General features: G+C 44.7%; 16 protein-coding genes and 1 pseudogene. 13 read left to right on the forward strand and 4 right to left on the reverse strand.

Annotation, left to right across the window (positions count from 1 at the left end):
• The 6 genes and pseudogenes from LT679_RS18740 to LT679_RS16775 all read left to right on the forward strand — a co-directional run.
• Positions 1 to 471: pseudogene (locus LT679_RS18740) on the forward strand (tetratricopeptide repeat protein); the annotation flags it as partial.
• Positions 472 to 1,029: 558 nt separating this feature from the next.
• A complete protein-coding gene (locus LT679_RS16755; RefSeq protein ID WP_317206555.1) occupies positions 1,030 to 1,866 on the forward strand; it encodes a tetratricopeptide repeat protein in 837 nt (278 codons plus the stop codon).
• 60 nt (positions 1,867 to 1,926) lie between these two features.
• On the forward strand, positions 1,927 to 3,324 hold the full coding sequence (gene fumC, locus LT679_RS16760) for a class II fumarate hydratase (RefSeq protein ID WP_232178821.1): 1,398 nt from the start codon (positions 1,927 to 1,929) through the stop codon (positions 3,322 to 3,324).
• A 70-nt stretch (positions 3,325 to 3,394) separates the two neighbouring features.
• A complete protein-coding gene (locus tag LT679_RS16765; RefSeq protein ID WP_232178822.1) occupies positions 3,395 to 3,907 on the forward strand; it encodes a fumarate hydratase in 513 nt (170 codons plus the stop codon).
• A gap of 67 nt (positions 3,908 to 3,974) precedes the next feature.
• The gene (locus tag LT679_RS16770; RefSeq protein WP_232178823.1) at positions 3,975 to 4,769 is read left to right on the forward strand and encodes a S1/P1 nuclease; all 795 of its coding nucleotides are present in this window, start codon (positions 3,975 to 3,977) and stop codon (positions 4,767 to 4,769) included.
• A gap of 89 nt (positions 4,770 to 4,858) precedes the next feature.
• Positions 4,859 to 5,311, forward strand: coding sequence for a low molecular weight protein-tyrosine-phosphatase (locus LT679_RS16775; protein ID WP_232178824.1), 453 nt, complete (start codon positions 4,859 to 4,861; stop codon positions 5,309 to 5,311).
• A 60-nt stretch (positions 5,312 to 5,371) separates the two neighbouring features.
• Here the strand turns inward: LT679_RS16775 and LT679_RS16780 are convergent, their stop codons facing one another.
• The 4 genes from LT679_RS16780 to recQ form a co-directional block, all read right to left on the reverse strand.
• On the reverse strand, positions 5,372 to 5,554 hold the full coding sequence (locus tag LT679_RS16780) for a hypothetical protein (RefSeq protein WP_232178825.1): 183 nt from the start codon (positions 5,552 to 5,554) through the stop codon (positions 5,372 to 5,374).
• Between the two features lie 163 nt (positions 5,555 to 5,717).
• Positions 5,718 to 6,983: a glucose-1-phosphate adenylyltransferase gene (locus LT679_RS16785; protein WP_232178826.1), complete on the reverse strand. Its 1,266-nt coding sequence runs from the start codon at positions 6,981 to 6,983 to the stop codon at positions 5,718 to 5,720.
• Complete coding sequence (locus tag LT679_RS16790; RefSeq protein ID WP_232178827.1) at positions 6,980 to 8,404, reverse strand: glycogen synthase; 1,425 nt, start codon at positions 8,402 to 8,404, stop codon at positions 6,980 to 6,982. Before LT679_RS16790 ends, LT679_RS16785 begins: the two co-directional genes overlap by 4 nt.
• Positions 8,405 to 8,536: 132 nt before the next feature.
• Positions 8,537 to 10,681 carry a DNA helicase RecQ gene (gene recQ, locus LT679_RS16795; protein ID WP_232178828.1) on the reverse strand — a complete coding sequence of 715 codons (2,145 nt, stop codon included), beginning with the start codon at positions 10,679 to 10,681 and terminating at the stop codon, positions 8,537 to 8,539.
• 161 nt (positions 10,682 to 10,842) lie between these two features.
• Between recQ and LT679_RS16800 the strand changes: the two genes are divergently transcribed.
• The 7 genes from LT679_RS16800 to LT679_RS16830 all read left to right on the forward strand — a co-directional run bounded on the left by LT679_RS16800 (position 10,843) and on the right by LT679_RS16830 (position 24,942).
• Positions 10,843 to 13,353 carry a M14 metallopeptidase family protein gene (locus LT679_RS16800; RefSeq protein ID WP_232178829.1) on the forward strand — a complete coding sequence of 837 codons (2,511 nt, stop codon included), beginning with the start codon at positions 10,843 to 10,845 and terminating at the stop codon, positions 13,351 to 13,353.
• Positions 13,354 to 13,617: 264 nt separating this feature from the next.
• Positions 13,618 to 15,171 carry an MFS transporter gene (locus tag LT679_RS16805; protein WP_232178830.1) on the forward strand — a complete coding sequence of 518 codons (1,554 nt, stop codon included), beginning with the start codon at positions 13,618 to 13,620 and terminating at the stop codon, positions 15,169 to 15,171.
• Between the two features lie 126 nt (positions 15,172 to 15,297).
• Positions 15,298 to 16,938, forward strand: coding sequence for a DUF6377 domain-containing protein (locus LT679_RS16810; protein WP_232178831.1), 1,641 nt, complete (start codon positions 15,298 to 15,300; stop codon positions 16,936 to 16,938).
• A 307-nt stretch (positions 16,939 to 17,245) separates the two neighbouring features.
• Positions 17,246 to 19,108: a glycoside hydrolase family 13 protein gene (locus LT679_RS16815; RefSeq protein WP_232178832.1), complete on the forward strand. Its 1,863-nt coding sequence runs from the start codon at positions 17,246 to 17,248 to the stop codon at positions 19,106 to 19,108.
• Between the two features lie 153 nt (positions 19,109 to 19,261).
• Positions 19,262 to 22,228 (forward strand): SusC/RagA family TonB-linked outer membrane protein, encoded by a 2,967-nt coding sequence (locus LT679_RS16820; RefSeq protein WP_232178833.1) that lies wholly within the window; start codon positions 19,262 to 19,264, stop codon positions 22,226 to 22,228.
• Positions 22,229 to 22,250: 22 nt separating this feature from the next.
• On the forward strand, positions 22,251 to 23,825 hold the full coding sequence (locus LT679_RS16825) for a RagB/SusD family nutrient uptake outer membrane protein (RefSeq protein ID WP_232178834.1): 1,575 nt from the start codon (positions 22,251 to 22,253) through the stop codon (positions 23,823 to 23,825).
• 25 nt (positions 23,826 to 23,850) lie between these two features.
• The gene (locus tag LT679_RS16830) at positions 23,851 to 24,942 is read left to right on the forward strand and encodes a SusE domain-containing protein (RefSeq protein ID WP_232178835.1); all 1,092 of its coding nucleotides are present in this window, start codon (positions 23,851 to 23,853) and stop codon (positions 24,940 to 24,942) included.
• Positions 24,943 to 25,015 lie beyond the last annotated feature (73 nt).

Consider the following 25,015-nt stretch of genomic DNA (forward strand, 5'->3'; position numbering starts at 1 on the left):
ATGAATAAAAGTATACTTATATTGATTGCCTTGGTTTTTATAACGCTTTTTAGCAAGGCGCAGCAAAAGGATGTAAACGCTATAATTGAAGAGGGGGCCAAGCTCAGCAAATCAGGTCAATATCTCGATGCTATTGCCAAGTTTGAGGCCGCGCTTAAAATAGATCCTAAAAATGATATATGGCAGTATCAGTTGTCATATAACTATTTTAAAGCAGGCAGCCGGAAAAAAGCGATCGATATAATGGAAAATAATCTGCGGTCATCAAAAAATTATCTTGGCAAAAAGTACGCTTTACTCGGAACGATGTATGAAGACGAAGGCCAGCCTAAAAAGGCGGATGAAAGTTACATGGCCGGGATAAAAGCCGAACCTGATTATGACCTTAATTATTATAACCTTGCCATGCTTTGCCAAAGTAAAGGTGAATATGCGAATGCGGAAAAGTGGGCTAAAGAAAGTATTAAAAGAGCCAGTAATAACGCGGATGCAAGCCTGATCTATATGCACGCCGTTTATAGCCAAAATAAATTTAGCAACGCTTTTTTGGCGGCTTGCAACTTTTTGCTGATTGAACCAGATACAGAAACATCCAAGGAGGTATTGGAAATATTAGCCGCTGCTATGAAACAACTTAACAAGGATAAGGCTGATCCGGATGTTCAAAAGGCTGAAGAGCAGTTCAAATACATAATTACCGCTATAAACAGCCAGGTTAACAAATCAGCACCACCAAACGATTTTTTCAAGAAATTTTATGTTGATTATTTCTATAGCATGTATCAATCCGGGCATTTGCCGGTTGTTTGCAAAATAGTTTTAATGTCCATCAATCCTCAAGCCGCTGAGCAGTGGGCCAGTGATAATACGGCCAAGGTACAAGCATTTAGGACATGGGTACGTAACAATCCCCGAAAACTTTAACCACAATACATTATAAATGAAGAGATTATTCTATCCGTTATTATTTGTAGGCTTATTAATAATACCATATCTAAGTAACGCACAGCATCCTCTGTAAGCGCATTAATTGAAGAGGGGGCTAAGCTCAGCAAATCAGGTCAATATATTAATGCCATTGCAAAATTTGAGGCCGCGCTAAAATTGGACCCCAAAAATGACGCCGCGCAATATCAAATCTGCCTTAATTACATTAATGCCGGTAATACTAAAAAGGCGATAACATTATTAGAGTATTTTATAAATACCTACAAAGTTAACCTGAGCCAAAAATATGCGTTTTTGGGAGAATTATATGAACAGGATAAACAGGTTGATAAGGCAAACGAATGTTACAGGGCAGGTGTAAAAGCTAACCCTGACTACGAGCGAAACTACTACAATATCTCGTTATTGTACTTAGCAAAGTACAATGATGAAGAGGCTGAAAAATGGGCCATTGAAGCGCTTAAAAGAAATAACTATGATCCGAACATTTATATGCTTTACATGCGAATAGCAAATATGCAGGCTGAAGATGAGAAGGGTTTTTATGCGGCGTGTAATTTTTTGCTGCTTGAGCCTAATACGGAAAGGTCAGTTGAGGTTTCGGCTGAAATGCGCAAGCTGATGGTTGATTTACATTACGCTGCCCTAAGCCCGGAGAATGCCGAAGTTCAACTCAAACAAATATTTACGGAAATATATGATGATTTTAAAAAGGTTAAGCCCGATCCCAATGATTTTTTTCGTAATTATTATGTCGATTATTTCTATAACCTTTCAAAATCAAACCAGATGCCGGTGTTTAGTAGGCTCATGGCATTAGCCAATACTCCGGAACAACTAACAAAATGGGCGGGCGCTAACAAAACAAAAACAGAAGCCTTTTATAACTGGATGCGCAAAACTCCCCGAAAATTCTGAAAATATATTGCCGCTTAGTTTGTATAAGGGTTAACTTTGCCCAGCAAAAAATACATCCTTATGAGTTTCAGAATTGAACATGATACCATGGGCGAGGTAAAGGTGCCTGCCGATAAATACTGGGGAGCGCAAACCGAACGCTCACGCAATAACTTTAAAATTGGTCCGGAAGCATCAATGCCGAAGGAAATTATTGAGGCGTTCGCTTACCTGAAAAAGGCCGCCGCCTATACCAATACCGACCTGAACGTGCTGCCTGCCGAAAAGCGCGACCTGATAGCACAGGTATGCGATGAGATACTGGAAGGCAAGCTGGACAGCGAGTTTCCGCTGGTGATCTGGCAAACGGGTTCGGGCACGCAATCAAACATGAATGTTAACGAGGTGGTGGCCAACCGCGCGCACGTGTTGCAGGGCAACAAGCTGGGCGAGGGCAAAACGTTTATCCATCCGAATGATGATGTAAACAAATCGCAATCCTCAAACGATACTTACCCTACCGCCATGCACATTGCTGCATACAAAATACTGATCGACGTTACCATTCCGGGTATTGAAAAGCTTCGGGACACGCTGAAAGCCAAATCGCAGGCTTTTATGAATGTGGTTAAGATTGGCCGTACCCACCTGATGGATGCTACGCCGATTACACTCGGTCAGGAATTTTCGGGCTATGTATCGCAATTGGATCATGGTTTGCGTGCGTTGCGCAATACCCTTGCTCACCTGAGCGAACTTGCCCTGGGCGGTACTGCCGTAGGTACTGGTATAAACACTCCGCAAGGTTATGATGTTAAGGTGGCCGATTATATCGCGCAGTTCACTAACCTGCCATTTATTACGGCCGAAAATAAATTTGAAGCATTGGCAGCGCATGACGCTATTGTGGAAAGCCACGGCGCCTTAAAGCAAATCGCTGTTGCATTGATGAAAATCGCGAACGACATCCGTATGCTGGCTTCGGGTCCGCGTTCAGGTATAGGCGAAATTCACATTCCTGATAATGAGCCGGGCTCATCAATCATGCCGGGCAAGGTTAACCCTACCCAAAACGAGGCGGTAACCATGGTTGCGGCACAGGTAATGGGTAATGATGTGGCCATCGCGGTTGGTGGATCAAACGGCCATTACGAACTGAATGTATTTAAGCCGGTTATGGCAGCCAACTTCCTGCAATCGGCCCGTTTAATTGGTGATGCCTGCGTATCATTTAACGATCATTGCGCGGTGGGTATTGAGCCTAATTACGATGGCATCAAAAAACACCTGGAAAATTCACTGATGCTTGTAACCGCGCTTAACCCGCATATTGGTTATGAGAACGCGGCTAAAATTGCCAAGAAAGCATTGAAAGAAAACAAATCGTTGCGCGAAGCGGCCATTGAACTGGAGCTGTTAACCAGCGAACAGTTTGACCAATGGGTTCGCCCCGAAAATATGATCGGCAGTTTAAAATAAGCTGCCGCAAGTATCAATCCTCTCCTGCGCACAGCACGAGAGGATTTTTGTTTATACCCCGATGTTTGTGATGTTGAATAAAAAAACGCTGCTGGTTATTTATCCGTTTGTTGCATTATTGGCGGCCGGTTGCACCATGAACCCACCGATACAGGGTAGGGGGCAGGCCTATTTGCAGGGTGAGTGGCAGCAGAACAGCATTCCCGGCGAAAAAAAGCTGCTCAATTACTCGCTGTCGAAATTTAAGTTCACTTGCGATTCGTTCTACATCGCCATTAACACTATAAGCCGCGTTAACAGCGGTGCTGATAGCTGCATGAACAAAGGCCGCTGGACAGAATATATTAAAGGTCGGTATGAGCAAACCGGCGATACCCTGCACCTGCGCGGTGTTTTTGTTAATGCCGATGGATCGCTGAAGGACAATAAAACCTGTTTTCGTTTCGGGCCTTACGAAACGTATTACAAAGTAAAAGCGCATGGCGATTCCCTGATTATGCTGAACAGCTCGACAACCGTATTGCCCATTGAAGCAAGGCTTACCAAACGCATTACCTGCACACCCAAGCCGCTGCAATACTAAGCATCGTAACAAAAAATTAACAATTAGTTAGCTGATAAGGCTACTATCTTTGCCAAAAAATAATTGCATGAGAAATAGAGTTATGAAAATGATTATCGCGCTGGTAGCGGTAATTTATATTCCGGCGCAGGTAATGGCCTGGGGGCAGCAGGGCCACCGCATTAGCGGACAGATTGCCGACAGCTACCTTAATCCCAAAGCGCGCAAAGCCATAAAAGCTATCTTGGGGAACGAAAGCATTGCTATGGCAAGTAACTGGGCTGATTTTATTAAGTCGGACTCGACCTACAATTACCTATACAACTGGCATTTTGTAAACTTCGACAAGGCTTTAACTCAGCCTGAAATGGAAGCTTACCTTAAGGTTGACACCATTGCTGACGCATATACCAAAATCAATTTTTTGACTATTGAGCTGAAAAAGAAGAACCTAAGCGCTAATAATAAGCTCTTGTATCTGCGTATGCTGATCCATATTGTTGAAGATATTCATCAGCCCATGCATACCGGCCACTTGAGCGATAAGGGTGGTAACGATATCAAGGTGCTTTGGATGAATAACCCAAGTAACCTGCATTCGGTATGGGATTCGCAGCTGATAGATTTTCAGCAATTGAGCTATACTGAATATGTTGCAGCAATCAATCATACCACAGCCGCTCAACGCACTAAATGGCAGCAGGCATCTGTGTCGCAATGGGTATTTGAGTCTAACCAGATAGCGCAAAAATTATATGCCGATGTTAAGCCGGATGAAAAGCTGGGCTATCGTTACAACTTTAAATACATTGACACGCTGAACCAGCAACTGGTAAAAGGTGGCGTTCGCCTGGCGGGTTTGTTAAACCAGATATTTGGATAATAGCATTTTGAAATTCGGAATTCCGATTTTGGAATCTCTTTCTTTTAGTGGTTGTATTCCGAAATCACCTTCCGCAATCCGCATTTAATATGAAGATACTCATGGTATGCCTGGGTAACATCTGCCGTTCGCCGCTGGCGGAGGGCGTAATGCAACACCTGGCCGATAAGAATGGATTAGACTGGACGGTTGATTCAGCCGGTACAGGTAATTGGCATGTGGGCGAAGCACCCGATCATCGCTCCATCCGCACGGCCCTTAACCGCGGGGTTGACATCAGCAAACAGGTATGCAAACAATTTACCGTGCACGATTTTGATGAATTTGACCTCATCATGGTGATGGATAAATTCAACCTGCGTGATGTACTGGCTAAGGCCCGCAACCAGTCGGACCGCGACAAGGTACGCCTGCTGCTTGGTAACGCCGAAGTGCCCGACCCGTATTACGACGACTCCAAATTTGAAACCGTTTATGATATGGTTGAGCAAGGCTGTCGCGATATAATAAAAGAATTTACCGGCATCGATCTCAAAAAATAACAAAACAAAACGGCCGACTGGATTTTCAGTCGGCCGTTTTGTTTGTTAAAAAGCAGTAGCTTATCTCATTTTCATGGTGTCTTGAGCAGCTTTGGTGCTGTCTTTTTTCATCTTCTTCATTTTCTTTTTCATTTTCTTAGTGCTGTCCTGCTGCATAGTAGCTGATTTTACGTTAACATCTGCAGCGTAAACGCTTCCGAATGAGATAGCCGCTAAGGCTACCATTGTAATTACTTTTTTCATGGTGGTAGTTCTTTTGTTGTTTTATTTATAAAAACAGCAATTCGGAAAGCAATTAGTTTTACTTGTGGTTAAAATTATTAATTTAATAACATGTTAGCGCGAAGGTGAAACAAAAATGCCGAAGTGTTAACCACTTCGGCATCAGTATTATAAAAAATATAATTTATTGAATTACAGTTCCGTTAGGTATAACGGATAGCTTTTTTACTACTACAATGCCATCCTGAATGGTGTAGGTGCCATAATCGCCGTCTGGTTTGCTGGCTTCGCAGTTGATGGTCACGTCATTACCAATATAACAGTTCTTGTCGATGATAGCATTTTTAATGCAGCACCGGTCGCCAATGCCCATTATCGGGCGATCGTTCACGCGCGAGTCTTCGATCTGCTCAAGGGTTTGATACATATCGCTGCCCATTACATAGCAGTTCTCAATAGTGGTATCAAAACCAACTCGGGTACGTATGCCAATAATAGAGCGCTTGATGTGTTTAGCATTGATGATGCAACCATCAGCCACGATAGCCTTTTCCATCAGCGTGCCTGATATTTTTGATGGCGGCAACATGCGTGCACGGGTAAATATATGGTTCTTATCAAAAAGGTTAAACTGCGGTATGTCGTCCGTTAAACCCAGGTTGGCATCAAAAAATGATGGGATGGTACCAATATCGGTCCAGTAGCCTTCGTACTGGTAGCTGGCCACACGGTGTTCTGTGATAGCCTGCGGAATGATCTCCTTACCAAAGTCCGGGTGATCATTTGATTGCAGCAGATCAAACAGCAACTTGCGGTTAAACAGGTATATACCCATTGAGGCCAGATACACACGGCCTTGGGCCTGCATTTCCTCGCTTACTTCTGCCGCCCAGCTCTCAAAGTCCTTCTTCGGTTTCTCGATAAAGGAAGTGATCATACTGTTCTCATCAGTTTTAAGGATGCCAAAGCCTGGTACATCATTGGCGTGTACGGGTATGGTAGCAATGGATATTTCGGCTTCCTGCTCAATATGTTTATTGATCATATCCTGAAAATCCATCTGGTAAAGCTGGTCGCCCGATAGGATAAGCACATAATCAAACTCGTGTACAATCAGGTGGTGTAAGCTTTGCCTCACTGCGTCAGCCGTACCTTGAAACCATGATACGCTCGACGGGGTTTGCTCCGCCGCCAGTATGTCAACAAATGCCTCGCTGAAGCTGCTGAAGTGGTAGGTGTTTTTAATGTGCTTGTTTAGCGATGCCGAGTTAAACTGGGTAAGCACATACATACGCTCAATGCCTGAGTGTAAGCAGTTGGAGATGGGTATATCAACCAAACGGTATTTACCCGCTATAGGCACTGCCGGTTTAGAGCGCGTAGCTGTAAGCGGCGATAAACGGCTGCCCTGGCCGCCTCCAAGCACAATTGCTATTACATTTGAACTCATGATGCTGTTATTATTCGGTTATAAAGGGTTACATATTCAGCGGCCGAACGATCCCAAGAGTGATCGAGCGCCATCATTGTTTTGCGTAATTTTTGTAAACGCGGCATATCATTATACAGTACAATAGCGCGGTTTACAGAGTAACATATATCATCAACATTGGCTTGGTTAAAGCGGATGCCGTAACCGCCCTGCTCGCCAAAATCAATTACGGTATCTTTTAATCCACCTGTGCTGCGTACAATTGGCAAAGTGCCATACCGTAACGAGTACATTTGGTTAAGGCCACAAGGCTCTACCCGCGATGGCATCAGCAAAAAGTCGGCCCCGGCATAAAATAAATGAGCCAGCGCTTCATCGTAACCAATAAATACGTTGTAATGTTCGGTATATTTTTCTTTTAAGGAAAGCAGTTCGGCCTCGGTGTTTTTATCGCCTGCGCCCAGCATTAAAAAATTAACGTGGCCATAGTTTTCCTGCAGGCTGCGTTCAATGGCCGGAGCCAGCAAGTCGGCACCTTTTTCGCCCACCAGGCGGCCTATAAAAACTACCAGTGGTAATTCGGTGCTTAAACCAAAGCGCTGGCAAAGGGTGGCCTTGTTTTTATTTTTTCCCTGGGTAATGCGGGTTGTTGAATATTTAGAGGCGATCAGCTTATCGACAGCCGGATTCCAAACATCGGTGTCAATACCATTTAATATACCCTGGCCTTTGTAGCCTTCGATGTAAAACAGGTATTCTAACCCGTTGGAGTTGATGGTAAGCTCGTGCAGATAACTCGGCGAAACCGTGGTATAAGCCGAGCAGCATTTAACCGCGGTAGCCAAAGGGTTTAAAGCTCCGGCCCAGTCTAACAAGCCGGTTTTGGTCATGTCTATATCGGGCAGGTAACTTAGTTTTTCCCAGCCGGTAGCGCCATGGTATTGGCCATTATGTATGGTAAATACTGTGGGGATATTCGCCAACCGCTTGTAAGCGTTGGAGTGCTGCAGCAGAAAAGGCACCAACCCTGAATGATGATCATGGCAATGAATAACGTCAGGCGTTTGGCCGCTCCAGTTTATCCAATCCAGAAAAGCGATCTGGTAAGCGATGAACTGGTCGGTTTCATCCGGGTAACAATAAACTTCCTGGCGGTCTATCAGTCCGGGTATCTTTACCAAATAAAGCTCAAAGCCGAGGGCGTTTGTTTTTTCTTTCAGTATTTCAAAATATAAGCGCCTTGTACCAAGTAAGGTAAGTCCTTGGAAAACAATATCGAACTCATGCTCACGGGTAAACTTGCGGTCGTAATAAGGCAGTACAACGGCGGCTTTCAAGCCGGCTGCTACCTGGTATTTAGGCAACGCGCCTACAACATCGGCAAGGCCGCCAACTTTGGCAACCGGAAAGCACTCGGCGCTTAAATGGTATATTCTCATCACAGGTTATAAATGGGCTTCAAGTTACTAACATTAAGCCGTAACAAACAAACCCGGTAAGCACAAAAATGTGTGATATTTTTTAAAAAATACGCTTTGCTGACCAAGCATTAAAAACTGTTTAGCAATACATCAGCTCGATGCGATTTCGCGCTTGAGCCAGCTTACAACCGCTTTAATCTCCGTGTAACTGTACTCATCGCCTAAAACTTCCTTTAGCGGTGCAAGGCGTTCAGCGCCGTAACTCTCAATGGCGTTTTGTATGGCCGGTATTTTATCCTCGTTCACAAATTCAGTAACTTCAAGATCGCCGGTTTGTATAAATTGGGTAAGGTGGCCCTCAACCGTCATCGGCGAGAGGCCGCGTTCGGTAGCTATTTCGGTTATGCTTTTACCCGCCTTAAAAAGGTTAAGGCTTTCCTTTTGGGTGTTGTTCACCTTTTCGCTGCGTGGCTTTGACTGACGCTTTGGCGCACGCTGCTTTACTTTTGACGACAGCCCGTTGGCAATGCAATAAGGCTTGATCACTTCCAGGAACTCGCGGCCATACTTGGCCAGTTTAACATCGCCAAAACCGGAGATATGGCGCAGTTCATCCATACTTTGTGGCAGGTAGGTGGCCATTTCCAGTAAGGTTGCGTCAGACAGGATGATGTATGCCGGCACATTTTCGAGCGTTGCGAAGTGCAACCGCACCGTTTTAAGCTGTTCCAGCAATACAGCTTCAAATGGTAAAGCCTCTTCAACTTTTTCTTCAATGATCTGCGCTTCGGTCAGCTCAACTTTTTCAAGGCCTTTAAGTACCGCCTCGCTTTTATGGGTCAGCTTAATAGTGGGGTAGGCATCATCTGTTATTTGCAGGTAGCCGTGGGCATTCAGTTCGCGCAGGTAACGTTGCCACTGCGCCTTGCTGATGTCGGCACCTACGCCGTATGTTTTTAGCTGTTTATGCTCATCGCGGATCTTCTCGCTTTTTGATCCGCGTAAAAAATCAACTACATAACCTAACCCAAAGCGCTGGTTCAGCCTGTATACTGCCGATAGTGCCTTTTGGGCGATGAGCGTACCGTCAAACTTTTTAAACTCGCTGAGGCATATATCGCATGAGCCGCAGTTGTCGGCCGCTTCTTCATCAAAATAGTTGAGCAGGTATTTGCGGCGACAGGTATGCAGTTCGGAATAGGCCGCCATATCATTCAGCTTTTCTAACAATATCTGGCTTTGCTCTGGGTTATTTTCAAGTGTTACAAAGTTCTTTAGCTTGATAACATCTCCAGGCGAGTAATATAGCATGGCATCTGATGGTAAGCCGTCGCGCCCGGCACGACCGGTTTCCTGGTAGTAGCCCTCAATGTTTTTAGGCATATCCATGTGCACCACATAGCGTACGTTTGATTTATTGATGCCCATACCAAAGGCGATGGTTGCCACCATGATCTTCACCTCGTCGCGTAAAAAAGCTTCTTGGTTACGGGCCTTGGTCGCGTGGTCAAGTCCGGCATGATAGGCTTCGGCGCTGTAACCCTCATCTTTCAGATCGGCAGCCAGGGCTTCGGTTGATTTGCGTGACAAGCAATAGATGATGCCTGAATCATCGTTCCTGTCGACCAAAAAGCTAAGCAGTTGGTTAAAGCTTTTATTTTTAGGTAACACCCTGTAAGTGATGTTGGCCCGGTTAAATGATGAAACATAAACGGCAGGCTCGTGCAGCGCAAGCTTTTCCAGTATGTCCTTTTGCGTCAGTTTATCTGCTGTAGCGGTAAGGGCTATAACGGGAATGTTGTTGAAATGACCTTTCAGGTGGGCCAGCATCAGGTATTCGGGCCTAAAATCATGTCCCCAGTGCGATATACAATGTGCCTCATCAATAGCGAACAGCGATACCGGCAACGATTTTAAAAAATCAATCAGCTTGTTTTCTATACCGAATAAGCGTTCCGGTGCTATATAAAGCAGCTTTATTTGATTATTTGTTAAGCGGGATATGATGTCGCGCTGCTCGTCGGGTGTTTGCGCCGAATTTAAATAGGCCGCCGGGATACCGTTAAGGTTCAGGCTATCTACCTGGTCCTTCATCAGCGCGATGAGGGGCGAGATAACAATAGTTAAGCCCGGCAACAGCACGGCCGGCAATTGGTAGCAAAGAGATTTACCGCCGCCGGTGGGCATTAGCGCCATAACATCATGCCCGGAAAGTACCTGCCCTATAATAGCTTCCTGTTGGTGCCGGAACGCGCTGTAACCAAAATATTTTTGCAGGGCCTGGATTGGGGTCATAAGTATAAAGATGTGCGGATATGCTGATGTGCAAATGTGCGGATTATTGCTTGCGTGGCGATACCTGTTTCAGGATAATTACACAAAAATTTGTCTATTTTACCTGTAATTTATCGACATTTAACATCTGCACATTGCGTAAAAATTTTCTACACGGTTATATGCTGAAAAAAATATTTGTTCTGTTATTAAGCCTTAGTCTATTCATAAACGTCCGGGCACAAAAAATACAATCTCCCGACGAGTTTCTGGGATATAGCCTGGGTTCACAGTTTACACATCACTCCCGCATTGCCGAATATTTTGATTACATCGCTAAAACAGCGACCAACGTAAAGCTGGTGCCTTATGGTACCACCAATGAAGGGCGTCCGCTGATGGCCATGTTCATCGCTTCGGCAGATAACATAGGCCGGTTAGAGGAGATTCGTCAAAACAATATGGGTTTGGCAGGGATAGAAAAATCCGCAGGCAGCATCAATACTAATACACCGGTAATTGTATGGTTAAGCTTTAACGTACACGGTAACGAGCCCAGTTCGAGCGAAGTATCTATGCAAACGTTGTATGATCTGGTCGACCCGGCGAACACCCGAACTAAAGCCTGGCTGAAAAATACAGTCGTAGTGATTGACCCATGTCTTAACCCGGACGGGCGGGAGCGGTACGTTAACTTTTACAATTCGGCCAAAGGTGAAAAGCCGGATGCCAACCCATCAGCCCGCGAGCACTTTGAGCCCTGGCCTGCCGGGCGTACCAACCATTATTTTTTTGATTTGAACCGTGATTGGGCATGGCAGGTACAAAAAGAAACGCAGGGCAGGGTAGCATTGTACAACCAGTGGCTGCCACAAATACATGTCGATTTCCATGAGCAGGGATATAACGCGCCTTACTATTTTGCGCCCGCTGCCGAGCCGGTGCATCAGGACATTACGCCATGGCAACGGGAGTTCCAGGTCATTATCGGTAAAAACAACGCAAAGTATTTTGACCAAAATGGTTGGGCTTATTTTACCAAGGAGATTTTTGATTTGCTATATCCATCCTATGGTGATACCTACCCGCTATACAATGGCTCCATCGGCATGACGTATGAGCAGGGGGGTATAGCGGCTGGTTTAGCCGTGCAAACCCGCACCGGTGACACCCTTACCCTGGCTGATCGTATAGCGCACCATCACTCCAACAGCTTAAGTACTATCGAGGCGGCATCAGCCAATGCGCAAAAGGCTTTAACAGAATACAAAAAGTATTTCGATGCCGGCCGTACTAATCCGCCGGGAACGTATAAAACCTTTGTGATACAGAACAGCAACAACGATAAAATAACCGCCCTCGCCGCCCTGCTTAAACGTAACGGTATTGAGTATGGCTACGGGCTCGACCGATCGGTACGTGGATTGAACTATGTTTCCGGCAAAGTTGAAGATTACAAGCCAGCGGCAAATGACCTGGTGATTAATGCCTACCAGCCTAAAGCGGTGTTACTTAATGTGCTGCTCGAGCCCAAAACCTTTATTGCCGACAGCAATACCTATGATATTACAGGCTGGGCGCTACCCTACGCATACGGCTTAAAAGCCTGGGCGGTTAAGGAATCGTACAAACCGCAACGGCAGTCGGCCCCCGCTGTAGCTACACCTACCTACAGTAGTAATCCAGCTTATGCTTATGTGTCGGCATGGCAATCCGTAAATGATGTTAAGTTTTTGGCTGCTTTGCTCCAAAAAAATATAAAGGTGCGTTATTCAGAAAAGCCTTTTGAAGCCGGTGGAAAAAAGTTTTCGGCCGGCTCGCTGCTCATCACCCGGTCAGGTAATAAGGAAAAGGATTTTGATAAAACCATACAAGCCATCGCTGCCGAAACCAGCCATCCGCTGGTGCAGCTAAATTCGGGCTTTGTGGATAAAGGCGCCGATATGGGGTCGGACTATATCAAATATATCCGTCCGTTAAAAGTGGTTTTAGTAGCCGGTAATGTAACCTCATCAGAAGCTATTGGCGAGGTTTGGCATTACTTTGAGCAGCAAATAAATTATCCGGTTACGCTGGTAAACTACAGCGATTTGAGCCGTATGCGCTGGAATGATGTGGACGCAATGATATTTGCAGACGGTAATTACGGCGGCGATTTCCCGACCGACAAAATGCAGGGTTGGCTTAGTAGCGGCGGTAAATTGATAGCTATGCAAAATGCTGTGGCACAGCTGGCGGATAAAAAGCTTTTTGGCATACGCGAAAAAGAGGCTGCAGCAGATAAAAAGGATGATAAAAGCAAAGTCGCAGATAAAGTAATTGCTTATGCCGACCGTGACAAAGAGGCTTTAAAGAGTAATGTACCCGGCGCGGTTTACCGCCTGCACCTGGATAATACGCATCCCTTAGGTTTTGGCATGCCTGCTGATTATTATACCCTTAAAATGAACGACGAGGTTTACGATTACCTGGACTCGGGCAGTGGCTGGAATGTAGGCGTATTAAAAAAAGACGGTTATACCTCTGGCTTTGTGGGCCAGAACAGCAAAGCCAAACTGGTTGACGGTATGCTGATCGGCGTACAATCAGTTGGCCGGGGCAGTGTTGTTTTCCTGGCTGATGATCCGCTATTCCGCAGCTTTTGGGAAAATGGCAAACTGCTGTTCGGTAATGCGGTATTTATGGTGCAGTAATTACAAATGAATATAACATAAAACGCCCGGCTGATATTTTGGCCGGGCGTTTTATGTTATATACTGATCTGTTTGCAAATACAAATATTTTGTATTAAATATGCAATCGATTGTTATAGTCAAACAATCAAAGCCATAAACGAATGGCTTACCAATTATAACATTTTAGCATTCTTATTAATTTTTGGCTTAACAGGCGGACTTATTTATTACGCTGCTTATGCCTGCTATTGCTACAGATTATACAAACCTTAAATACCAATTATGAGCACAACAACTCAAACGGCCGAAGCGCCTAACAAAATGCTGTTCCTGGCCTGTTTTGTGGCTATTGTAACCACCTCGTTCGGGTTTATTTTACGGGCGTTAACACTGCCGCAATGGAGTGCCGAGTTTAACCTCAGTAACACCCAAACCGGTGAAATTGCAGGCGTGGGGCTTTGGCCATTTGCTATCAGTATTGTTTTGTTCAGTTTGATAATTGATAAGGTAGGTTATAAAAACTCCATGATCTTCGCTTTTATCTGTCATATTCTATCAGCAGCTATTACGTGGTTTGCTACAGGGTACACCATGCTGTATATAGGTACCTTTATTATGGCGCTTGGTAATGGTACCGTTGAGGCGGTTACCAATCCGGCGGTAGCGAGTATGTTCCCTAAGGAAAAAACCAAATGGCTCAACTTTTTACATGCGGGCTGGCCAACCGGTTTAATATTAGGTGGTGTAATGGCCTTGTTGATGGGCCCTGAAACAAACTGGAAGCTCAAGATATTACTGGTACTGATCCCAGCCCTTGGTTATGGCCTGTTAATGTTGCCGCATAAATTCCCGATCAATGAGCGGGTAAAGGCCGGTATATCTTACCTGGATATGCTGAAAGAAGTGGGCATTGGCGGTGCACTTATCATTGTAGGTTTGATCGTTTTCCAGATAGGTTCGGTATTCGGATGGGCTACCACCGTAAACGTAATTGTCACTTTAGCCATTGTGGGTTTGTTTGGCTTGTTTGTACGCAGTTTCGGCAAGCCATTGTTTGTGCTGATGTTGCTGATTATGTTGCCGATGGCGATAACCGAATTAGGTACCGATAGCTGGATCTCAGATTTGATGGCGCCTGCCATGTCAAAAATAGGCTTGCAGGGCGGCTGGATACTTATTTACACTTCGGCAATAATGGTGATACTACGTTTTTGCGCAGGAAACATTATCCATCGTATATCACCATTGGGTTTGCTGGCGGTATGTTCGGGCGTAGCGGCTTTGGGTTTGTTTTTCTTGTCCGGAGCAGACGGTGTAATGATATTGGTGGCCGCTACGATCTTCGGTATCGGCAAAAGTTTTTTCTGGCCAACAATGCTCGGTGTTGTTGCCGAGCGTTTCCCTAAAGGCGGCGCACTTACCATGAATGTTACCGGCGGTGTGGGTATGATTGGCGCCGGTGTACTTGGGGCGGTAATTTTAGGATTTGTGCAGGATAAAACCATCGATAATAAACTACAGGCTTACGACAACCAAAATAAAACAGAGTTGCACAGCACATACGCTACAACACCACGGTCGAGCATGTTTGGCACCTACCAGGCTATCGACGCTGATAAGCTCGCTGCCGCGCCAGTAGCTGAAAAAGCTACCGTAACCGGTGTGCAGGAGACCGCTAAAAAAGAAGCGCTGAAAACGGTGGCTTTATTTCCGCTTGGGCTGATGGTTTGTTATACTTTGCTGTTATTGTACTTCCGGTCAAAAGGTGGTTATAAGGCAGTGCATCTACCTGAAGCTAATACTGAGGTTAGCGCTCAGGGGCCCTCGCCGGCTTAAATATATCGGCAAGAAATTAATTTCTGAAGCAACTGAATTAATAGTAGTTGGCAGCATTAATAGCATAAACAGCAATAAGGCAATTTGCTTTTTTATTGCTTACTTTGCGAACAATTAAACCTGTTTATGCGCGCTGCCTTGCTAATTCTGCTGCTTTTAATTGGTAATGCTGTTTTTGCTGCGCCGGGCAAAACCGACGAATTGCTGAACAAGCTCGATGCCGAACTTAACCGCAAGAGTGAGTACGATAACCTAAAGGAGCAACGGCTGAAACAGCTTAAAACACAATTTGCCCGTGTACGCAACAATCCTGCGCGGAGTTTTGATGTTTGTACGCAGCTTTACGAGGAATATAAATCATACAAATACGATTCGGCTTACGTTTACGCGCACAAACTGCTGCAGCTAAGCCAAAAGCTTAACGATGTTGGCCGGGAATATACCAGCAAGGTAAAAGTTGGCTTTATCCTGCTGTCATCGGGCATGTTTAAAGAGGCATTTGATAACCTCTCCGGAATTGACGCGCGCAAGTTGCCCGATACCATGCGATACGAGTATTACCGGCTGATGATGCGCGCTAACTTCGATTTGGCCAATTACGATAACGATAATCAGTATTCGCCGCAGTACGTAGAGAAGGCCAATCAGTATATTGATTCGGCCATAGCAATCAGCGTACCCAATTCATACAACAATATATACCTTATTGGTTATAAAAAGCTGAAGCAGGGAGACCCGACCGCCGCCGAGGCTGATTTTTTGACCCTGCTAAATACGCAAAAGCTTACCGCGCACCAACACGCCATAGTGGCCTCAACACTTGGTGATATTTACTTAAAAAACAAGCAGCGGGAAAAAGGAATTGAGCTGCTCATACAGGCAGTTACCAGCGACATACGGTCATCAACCAAAGAAACGCTGGCCATTTTTTGGCTTGCAGAGATATTTTATAAGCAGGGCGATATCAAGAACGCATATAAGTATATACAGCAGGCTATGGCCGACGCTGATTTTTATGGCGCACGCCAGCGTCGCGCGCAGATCAGTTCAATATTACCCATCATCGCCGCTGAAAAGCTGAAGTACAGCGAGCGTGAGAAAACGCGTTTCCTGATATTCATTGTATCGTTATCCGTGCTCGCCGCCCTGGTTATAGTAATATCGGTAATGCTGTTCAGGCAACTAAAAAACCTTAAGGCTAAAGAAAAGATAATCGAGGAAACCAATGCCGAGCTTGAAGCTATAAACGATAAACTTGAGGAAGATACGCACATTAAGGAAGAATATATCGGCTACTTTTTTAACGTGATATCGGGCTATATCCTCAAGCTCGAAAAGCTCAAGCGCTCTGTCGACCTTAAGCTCTCGCAAAAACGCTATGACCATATCCAGCTCATTGTAGATAATATCCAGATCAAAAAGGAACGGGAGACTTTGTTCCATACGTTTGATCATGTGTTCATCAAGATCTTCCCGAATTTCGTGTCATCCTTTAATGCCCTGTTTAAAAAAGAAGACCAGATTTGGCCAAAGAGCGATGAGGTTTTAACTACCGACCTGCGTATATTCGCTTTGATCAGGCTGGGCATAAATGACACGGAAACCATCTCAAAAATCCTGGAGTATTCCGAAAAAACCATATACGTTTACAAGATGCGTTTAAAGGCAAAGTCGCTTTTTCCGGGGGATGAATTTGATAAACGTATAATGGACATTAAAGCGGTTGAGAACACACGGGGCGGTAAAAAAATTACCGAAACTGTGTAATTTATATCCCGTTTGGCAATTATTCCACATCCTTACCAGTATAAACAAGCCTAAATTTGTTTAAATTTTTCAAATTCTATTAAAAATTAAAACATTGAAAATCAGTATTTTATTTTTAAATATTCTGATTTTTGCTTAAATTTTAACTAAACAAATAGCTAAACGCTTGCAAGCTCATCAAATTTGTATCAGTTAAAACACTAAGCGCCCTTGTTTCGTAAAAATTAATCTATCGAAACACTGTGGCAAATAGTGTAAACCAATTTAATCCGAGTAACCGATAACATTTTTTTGAAACGAGCTGCACATGTATAAAACCTATACTAAAAGTTTTGTATTCGTAGTACTGTTATGCTTTACCGCATTGGGCAATGTATTTGGCCAGGTAAGCATAAACCGTGTTGAGCCTGCTTTTTGGTGGGCCGGTATGAAAAATAAGCAGCTACAGCTTATGGTTAACGGCCCGGGTGTAGCCAAGGCTAAACCGGTAATTACCTATCCGGGTGTTAAGATTACCGAGGTTGCTAAAACTGATAATCCAAACTATTTATTTATTTACCTGGATATTGCTGCATCTGCAAAGCCGGGATTGATGCGTATAAAATTCACAGGCGCTAATGGCGAGGCAAAGTCCATTAACTACGAGCTTAAAGCCCGTACCGACCGTAGCGGCGCCCAAGGCTTTAACAGCGCTGATGTGCTCTACCTGCTTACTCCCGATCGCTTTGCTAACGGCAGTACGGAGAATGACGCGCTTGAGGCCGTAGGCATTGACCGCAAAAACCCGGATGCCCGCCACGGCGGCGACCTGAAGGGCGTAGCCGATCACCTGAATTACATTAAGGATTTAGGCTTTACTACCGTTTGGTTTAACCCTGTTCAGGAAAACCGTATGCCTAATGGCTCGTACCATGGGTACGCTATAACCGATTTTTACAAGATCGATCCCCGCTTTGGCTCAAATGCCGAGTTTAAACAACTTACCGCCGACATGCACAGCAAAGGCATGAAGGTAGTGATGGATATGATTTTTAATCATTGCGGCCTGGCGCATCCCTGGATGAAGGACAAACCTGCTGCTGATTGGATAAACAATCAGAAAAAATATGTTCAAACCAACCACGCCAAGCTTACGGCTATGGATCCGCATGCAGCAAAAACTGAAAAAGATATTTTGCTTGACGGCTGGTTTGTGCCCGATATGCCCGATTTGAACCAGCGTAACCGCCACCTGGCTACCTACCTAATACAAAACAGCATCTGGTGGATAGAGTATGCCCGTATTGATGGCATCCGCCAGGATACTTACCCTTACCCGGATTATGCCTTTATGGCGCGCTGGTGCAAAGAAGTGATTGCCGAGTACCCTAACTTTAACATTGTAGGCGAATCATGGTATGGTAAACCGGGTGAGATTGCCTGGTGGCAGCGTAATTCAGCCATCAATCCTAATAACACTTACCTAAAAACGGTGATGGATTTCCCGTTGACCTTTACGGCTGACTGGGGCTTTAATGAAGATGCCAACAAGAACGGCGGCGAGCAATCAGGCATATACCAGGTTTTTGAAGTTATAGCTCAGGACTTTTTATATCCCGACCCCAATAACATCCTCACGTTTTTGGATAACCACGACCTGGGCCGCTTTACCCGTAAGGATGACAAAAGCCTTGACCGCTTTAAACAGGCCTTCGCTTTCCTGCTAACCACGCGCGGCATACCGCAAATATATTATGGTACCGAAATTTTAATGGAAGGCGCCAAAAGCGAGGGCGATGGACAAATCCGTAAGGATTTCCCGGGCGGTTGGCCTGGCGACAAAACCGATGCCTTTAGCGCTGAAGGCCGTAGCGATAAGCAGAATGAAGCATTTAATTACCTGCGCAAGCTACTCAACTGGCGCAAAACTAATAAACCGGTTACGGTTGGCAAGCTGATACATTATGCTCCTTATGACAATGTGTATGTATATGCCCGCATTTATGGCGATAAAACCGTGCTGGTAATGCTCAACGCCTCAGGTAAGGATCAAACGCTGGATATGGCACGCTTTACAGATGTTGCCGGAAAACATGCAAGCGGTACCGATGTAATAACGGGTAAGGTAATCAGCATCAGCAAAAATTTTACGGTACCCGCCCGGGGCCAATATATACTCGAGCTTAATTAACTGACTAAATAAACCAAATAAACATGATGAGGACAACAGCAAAAGGCGCCCCCGCCTGACGGGCTCATAATTTCAGGCACTTTTTCAACCACACAATTATAACCAACTAAGTAACCATTGAATAAAGCTTTACGCATTAAAACCTTAATTTGTATGAGAAGATTTTATCTAAAAAACTATGTGCTCTTGCTGGCCCTGATGCTTGTATCAGGCTTTGCATTTGCGCAATCAGGCAGTATAAGCGGTACTGTGCTTGATACCAAGCGCGAGAGCCTGCCTGGCGTATCAGTTACTGTTGACGGTACAACCGTTGGCACGGCTACTGATATGAACGGCGCTTTTAAGCTGAACAGCGTAAGTGCCGGTACACACACCATTACAGCCAAGTATATTGGCTATACAACGCTTACCAAAACGGTTACCGTTACAGCAGGCCAAACCACAAACGTTGAATTTCTGCTAACTGCCGAATCACAATCACTGAATGAGGTGGTGGTTATTGGCTACGGTACACAACAAAAAAAGGAACTTACCGGTTCAATTGCCACCGTAAGCTCAAAGGATTTTCAGAAAGGTACTATTACCTCACCGGAGCAATTAATTAACGGTAAAGTGGCAGGCGTACAGATCGTGTCAGGCGGCGGACAGCCGGGCGCAGGCAGCGAAATCCGCATCCGTGCGGGTGCATCGCTTAACGCGAGTAAATCTCCGTTAATCGTAGTTGATAATGTGCCTTTAAATGCTGATTTAATATCAGGTGTGGCTAACCCTTTAACACTCATTAACCCGAATGATATTGAAACTTTCACTGTTTTAAAAGATGCTAACGCTACAGCCATATATGGCTCGCGTGCATCAAACGGTGTAATTTTGATCACTACTAAAAAAGGCGCCAGCGGCAAACCGCAAATCAACTTCAGCACCAATAATTCACTATCTACAGCTAACCGCAAAGTTAATGTACTTTCAACAAATCAGCTTCGCGATTATGTAAATACTAACGGCAATGCAACGCAAAAAGGTTTGCTGGGTGATGCAAGTACCAACTGGCAGAACGAGATATTTCGTAATGCTTATACTACTGATAATAACCTCAGCGTTTCAGGCTCTGCTAAAAATACACCTTACCGTGTAAATATTGGCTACCTCAACCAGGATGGTATACTGATGCGTGACAACATGAACCGCGTATCAGGCGCTATTGGCATATCACCTAAGTTTTTTGATAAGCACCTAAAAGTTGATCTGAACATAAAGGGTACCTATTCAAAATCAACCTTTGCTAACCAAGGCGCTATTGGCTCGGCCATTATGTTTGATCCAACTCAAACCGTGCGCGATACCTCAAGCAAGTATGGCGATTATTTTGAGTGGCAAAGCGGCGCAAACCCAAATCCAAATACCCCGCGTAACCCGGTTGCTTTAATTAATTTAAAAGATGATAAAGGCCGTGCCGCCCGTAGTTTTGGTAACCTGCAGTTAGATTATACCTTCCACTTTTTACCCGAAATGCGTGCTAACTTAAACGTTGGTTATGATGTTTCGCGTGGCCAGGGTACAACCGTTGTACCTGATTTTGCTGCACAAAACTACTCAACCCAGGGTTTAAGATCTCGTTATATGAACGATGTATCCAACAAAGTGCTTGAGTTTTACCTGGCGTATAAAAAGGATTTCAAATCAATAAACAGTAACCTGGACGCGATTGCCGGTTACGGTTATTATGATAACAAACGTACTACCAATAATTATTCAAGTTATCGCTTTGATGGTACTACGGCCATATCTAACCCGGTATTTCCGTTTGATATACAACAAAGCAGGTTGCTTTCGTACTACGGCCGTGCTATTTATACTTACGCCGGTAAATACATCCTTTCTGGTACTATCCGTACCGATGGTTCATCAAGGTTCAGTCCGGAAGACAGGCATCGTTGGGGCGTGTTCCCTTCAGGCGCGTTTACCTGGAGAATCAGCGAAGAGCCCATGCTGAAAAGCAGCAATACCTTGTCTGATCTTAAACTGCGTGTAAGCTACGGTGTAACCGGTCAGCAGGATGGAATAGGCAATTACACTTACCAGCCTATATATGGCTTGAGCGCCAATGAATCGCAATACCAATTTGGTAATCAGTTTTACTACATGTATGCCCCAACCGCTTATGACAAGGATTTGAGATGGGAAAGCACAGCAACTACAAACATCGGTATTGATTACGGTTTCCTGAACGGACGTATATCAGGTGCTGTAGATGTTTTTTATAAAAAAACTAAAGATCTGTTAGCGGTGGTTAACATTCCGGTAGGCTCAAACTTTAGCAACCAGTTACTCACCAACGTGGGTAATATGGAAAACAAGGGTGTGGAGTTCAGTATTAACGGCGCAGCCATTAAATCAAAATCATTTAACTGGGATTTAGGCTTTAACTTCACTTATCTTGAAAATAAGGTGACTAACCTTACCCTTGTACCTGATGATGATTACTTTGTTCCGGCAACAACTATAACCGGTGCAACGGGTAACTATATACAATATCATACCATTAACAGGGCACCAAACAGCTTTTATGTTTACAAACAGGTATATGGCGATAATGGTAAACCGTTAGAAGGTGTTTATGAAGATCTGGATGGCGATGGCAGCATTACGGCAAGTGACAGGTACTTCTACAAAAACCCGGCACCTAAGTTCTTGATGGGTTTTACTACCTCGGTAAATTATCAAAAATGGACTGTGGCTACTGTGTTACGTGCCAGCATAGGCAACTATATGTATGATAATATTTCATCAAACCTGGCAACACGTTCAAATATCCTTAATTCAGGCGGAAGCATTAACAACGCGCCGGTTGACTTCTTAAATACGGGCTTTACAGTAAACCAGTATAACAGTGATTACTATGTTAAAAATGCATCGTTCCTGAAAATGGATAACCTGAGCCTAAGCTACAATGCGGGCCGCGTAGCTAATTCATTTAACCTTAGCGTATCAGCCAACGTTCAAAATGTATTTGTAGTAAGCAAGTACAAAGGGCTTGATCCGGAAGTGTTTACCGGTATAGATTACAACCTTTACCCAAGGCCGCGTATTTACACATTGGGCTTAAACGTAGGTTTTTAACCTTTTATAAAGAGATTATTTTATGAAAAATAGACTAAAAATATATGCAGCCCTGATGGTAATTGCTGTGGCTGTAACATCATGTGCTAAAGATCTGAACCTGAAGCCGACTAATGACGTAACCGCCGATGTGGTTTACGCCACGCCGGCAGGCTATAAGGGCGCTTTAGCCAAGGTATATGGCAGCTTTGCGCAAACCGGTAACAGCGGTGCCGGTAGCGGCGATTTGGGCGGTATCGATGCCGGTACGTCGGATTTTTTCCGTCTCTATTTTGGCGCGCAGGAATTGTCGACAGACGAGGCCGTATGCGCCTGGTTGGGTGACCCGGGCGTATCCGAAATTGACCAAATGACCTGGTCATCAACCAACCTGATGCTGCAGGGGCTTTATACCCGTTCTATCTACCAAATAACCCTGGCTAACGAGTTTATCCGCGAAAGTACCGATGCTAAATTAGCCAGCCGTAACATTAGCGGTAATGACGCCACCGAGATTAAATATTATGTTGCCGAAGCCCGTTTTTTACGTGCTTTTCAATACTGGGTGTTGTTAGACCTTTACGGCAATCCACCGTTTATAACCGAAGCTGATAACATTGGTAAAGATTTACCGAAGCAAACAACAAGGGCTGCGCTGTTTAGCTACGTAGAGTCAGAACTGAAAGCGGTTGAAACATTGCTTAAGGACCCGCGTACCAATGAGTATGGCCGTGCTGATAAAGCCGCTGCCTGGGCATTACTTGCACGCTTGTACCTTAACGCGCAGGTTTATACCGGTACAGAGCATAACGGCGATGCTATTACTTACGCCAACAAAGTTATTGGAGCGGGTTATACACTGCACAGCCAATATAAAAACCTGTTCTTGGCTGATAACGATTTAAACAATCCCGAAACCATATTTGCTATTGCGTACGATGGTGTTAAAACACAAAATTACGGCGGCTCAACTTACCTGATCAATGCCGCTATCAACGCTGATATGAAACCGGCCGAGTTTGGCGTGCCAAACGGTGGCTGGGGTGGTAACCGTACCCGCCAAAACCTGCCTAACAAGTTTACTAACGCTAATGATAAGCGCTCCATGTTTTTTGGTGAGAAGCGCGAGGTGGATGATCTCGCTACGTTTACTGACGGATTAGCGGTAACTAAATTCAAAAACATTACCCAGGCCGGTGCTGCAGCCCCATCTGTAGGCGGTACTTTTTGCTCGATGGATATTCCATTATTCCGTTTGGCTGAGATGTATATGATTTATGCTGAAGCTACCGCACGTGGTGGTAACGGAGGTAATCAGGCAACGGCTATTACCTACCTAAATAACCTGCGTACACGCGCTTATGGCAATTCATCCGGTAACGTTAGCTCTTTGGTATTAAATGACCTGTTAGATGAGTATAGCCGTGAGTTTTACTGGGAAGGCCATCGCCGTACTGATTTGGTGCGTTTTGGTAAATATACTGATGCATCATACCTATGGCCATATAAAGGCGGTGTTAAAGCAGGCCGTGGTGTTGAATCGTACCGCAACCTGTTCCCGCTGCCATCAACAGATGTGATAGCTAACCCTAACTTGAAACAAAACCCAGGCTATTGATCATTACCAATTATAGATTTTCATCATGAAAAATTTAATAAAAAATATATTACTGCTTGGCTCGGTTGTACTGATGCTTGCAGCCTGTAAAAAGGACGAAACACGGGTTGTAGCTAAGAGCGACGCTACAGCGCCGGCACTCACCGCTACTTACGAAAATTTGGTGCTTAATGAAGCGGACGCTGCCGCTGAAGCCATTATGTTTAAATGGAGCAAAGCGGATTACGGTTATAGCGCGGCCATTAGCTACACGGTTGAGGTTGCTAAAAAGGACAGCAATTTTGTTAATGCCAAAAGCGTTTCGGCAGGCGCTAATTCTCAGCTGGTATTAACTGTAGGTGCATTTAATAGCCTGCTTAACCAGCTTAACCTGGTGGGCTTTGCTCAAAATGATGTAGAGGTAAGGGTAAAATCTGAAATTGGCGGCGGTGTAGCCCCGGTTTACTCAAAAAGTATACCGCTGGTAGTTAGCCCATACCTGGACAAACCTGCCTATCAAACACTTTACCTGGTAGGCGACGGCACATTTGGCCAATGGGACAACAATAAAGCTACCCCTGTTTTCCGTGATCCGGCAAATGCCTTTGTGTTTACCTTCACCGGTAATTTTTCAAACGGAGCCTTCAAGTTTTTGGGCAAACTTGGGCAGTGGTATCCATCATGGGGCAGCAACGGCAGTGGCGGTGTAATGTTCCGCGAAAAGGATGCAGATCCTGATCCGGCAAACTTCCCGATAACTTCAGGTTATCATAAAGTGACGCTGAACCTGCGCAGCAATACATACACCGATGTACCTTATGATGCCAGCGGAAAAACAACTTATGCTTCAATAGGTATAATTGGTCCGTTTACAGATTGGGGTAGTATAATACCAATGACTAATACTACGCTTAACCCGCACATTTGGACTATTGACCATACCTTTGACAGTGACACCGAAATGAAATTCAGGATAGCCGAAGGTTGGAGTGTAAACTGGGGGCCAGCTAACGATGGTACCGCAAGCGATGTTTACGGCGTTGGCGGTAACGGCGGTGGTAACTTTAAAGTTAAAGCTGGTTCATACACAATCATCTTTAACGATATGACCGCTGAATACGTCTTCATCAAAAAATAAAAAGATTAAACAGGGCGTGGCTTACTGCCTCGCCCTGTTTTTTTCCGGATCAATCCGGGCAATTCAAACATCG

It is taken from the genome of Mucilaginibacter roseus (genome assembly GCF_021215455.1).
Classification (GTDB): Bacteria; Bacteroidota; Bacteroidia; order Sphingobacteriales; family Sphingobacteriaceae; genus Mucilaginibacter; species Mucilaginibacter roseus.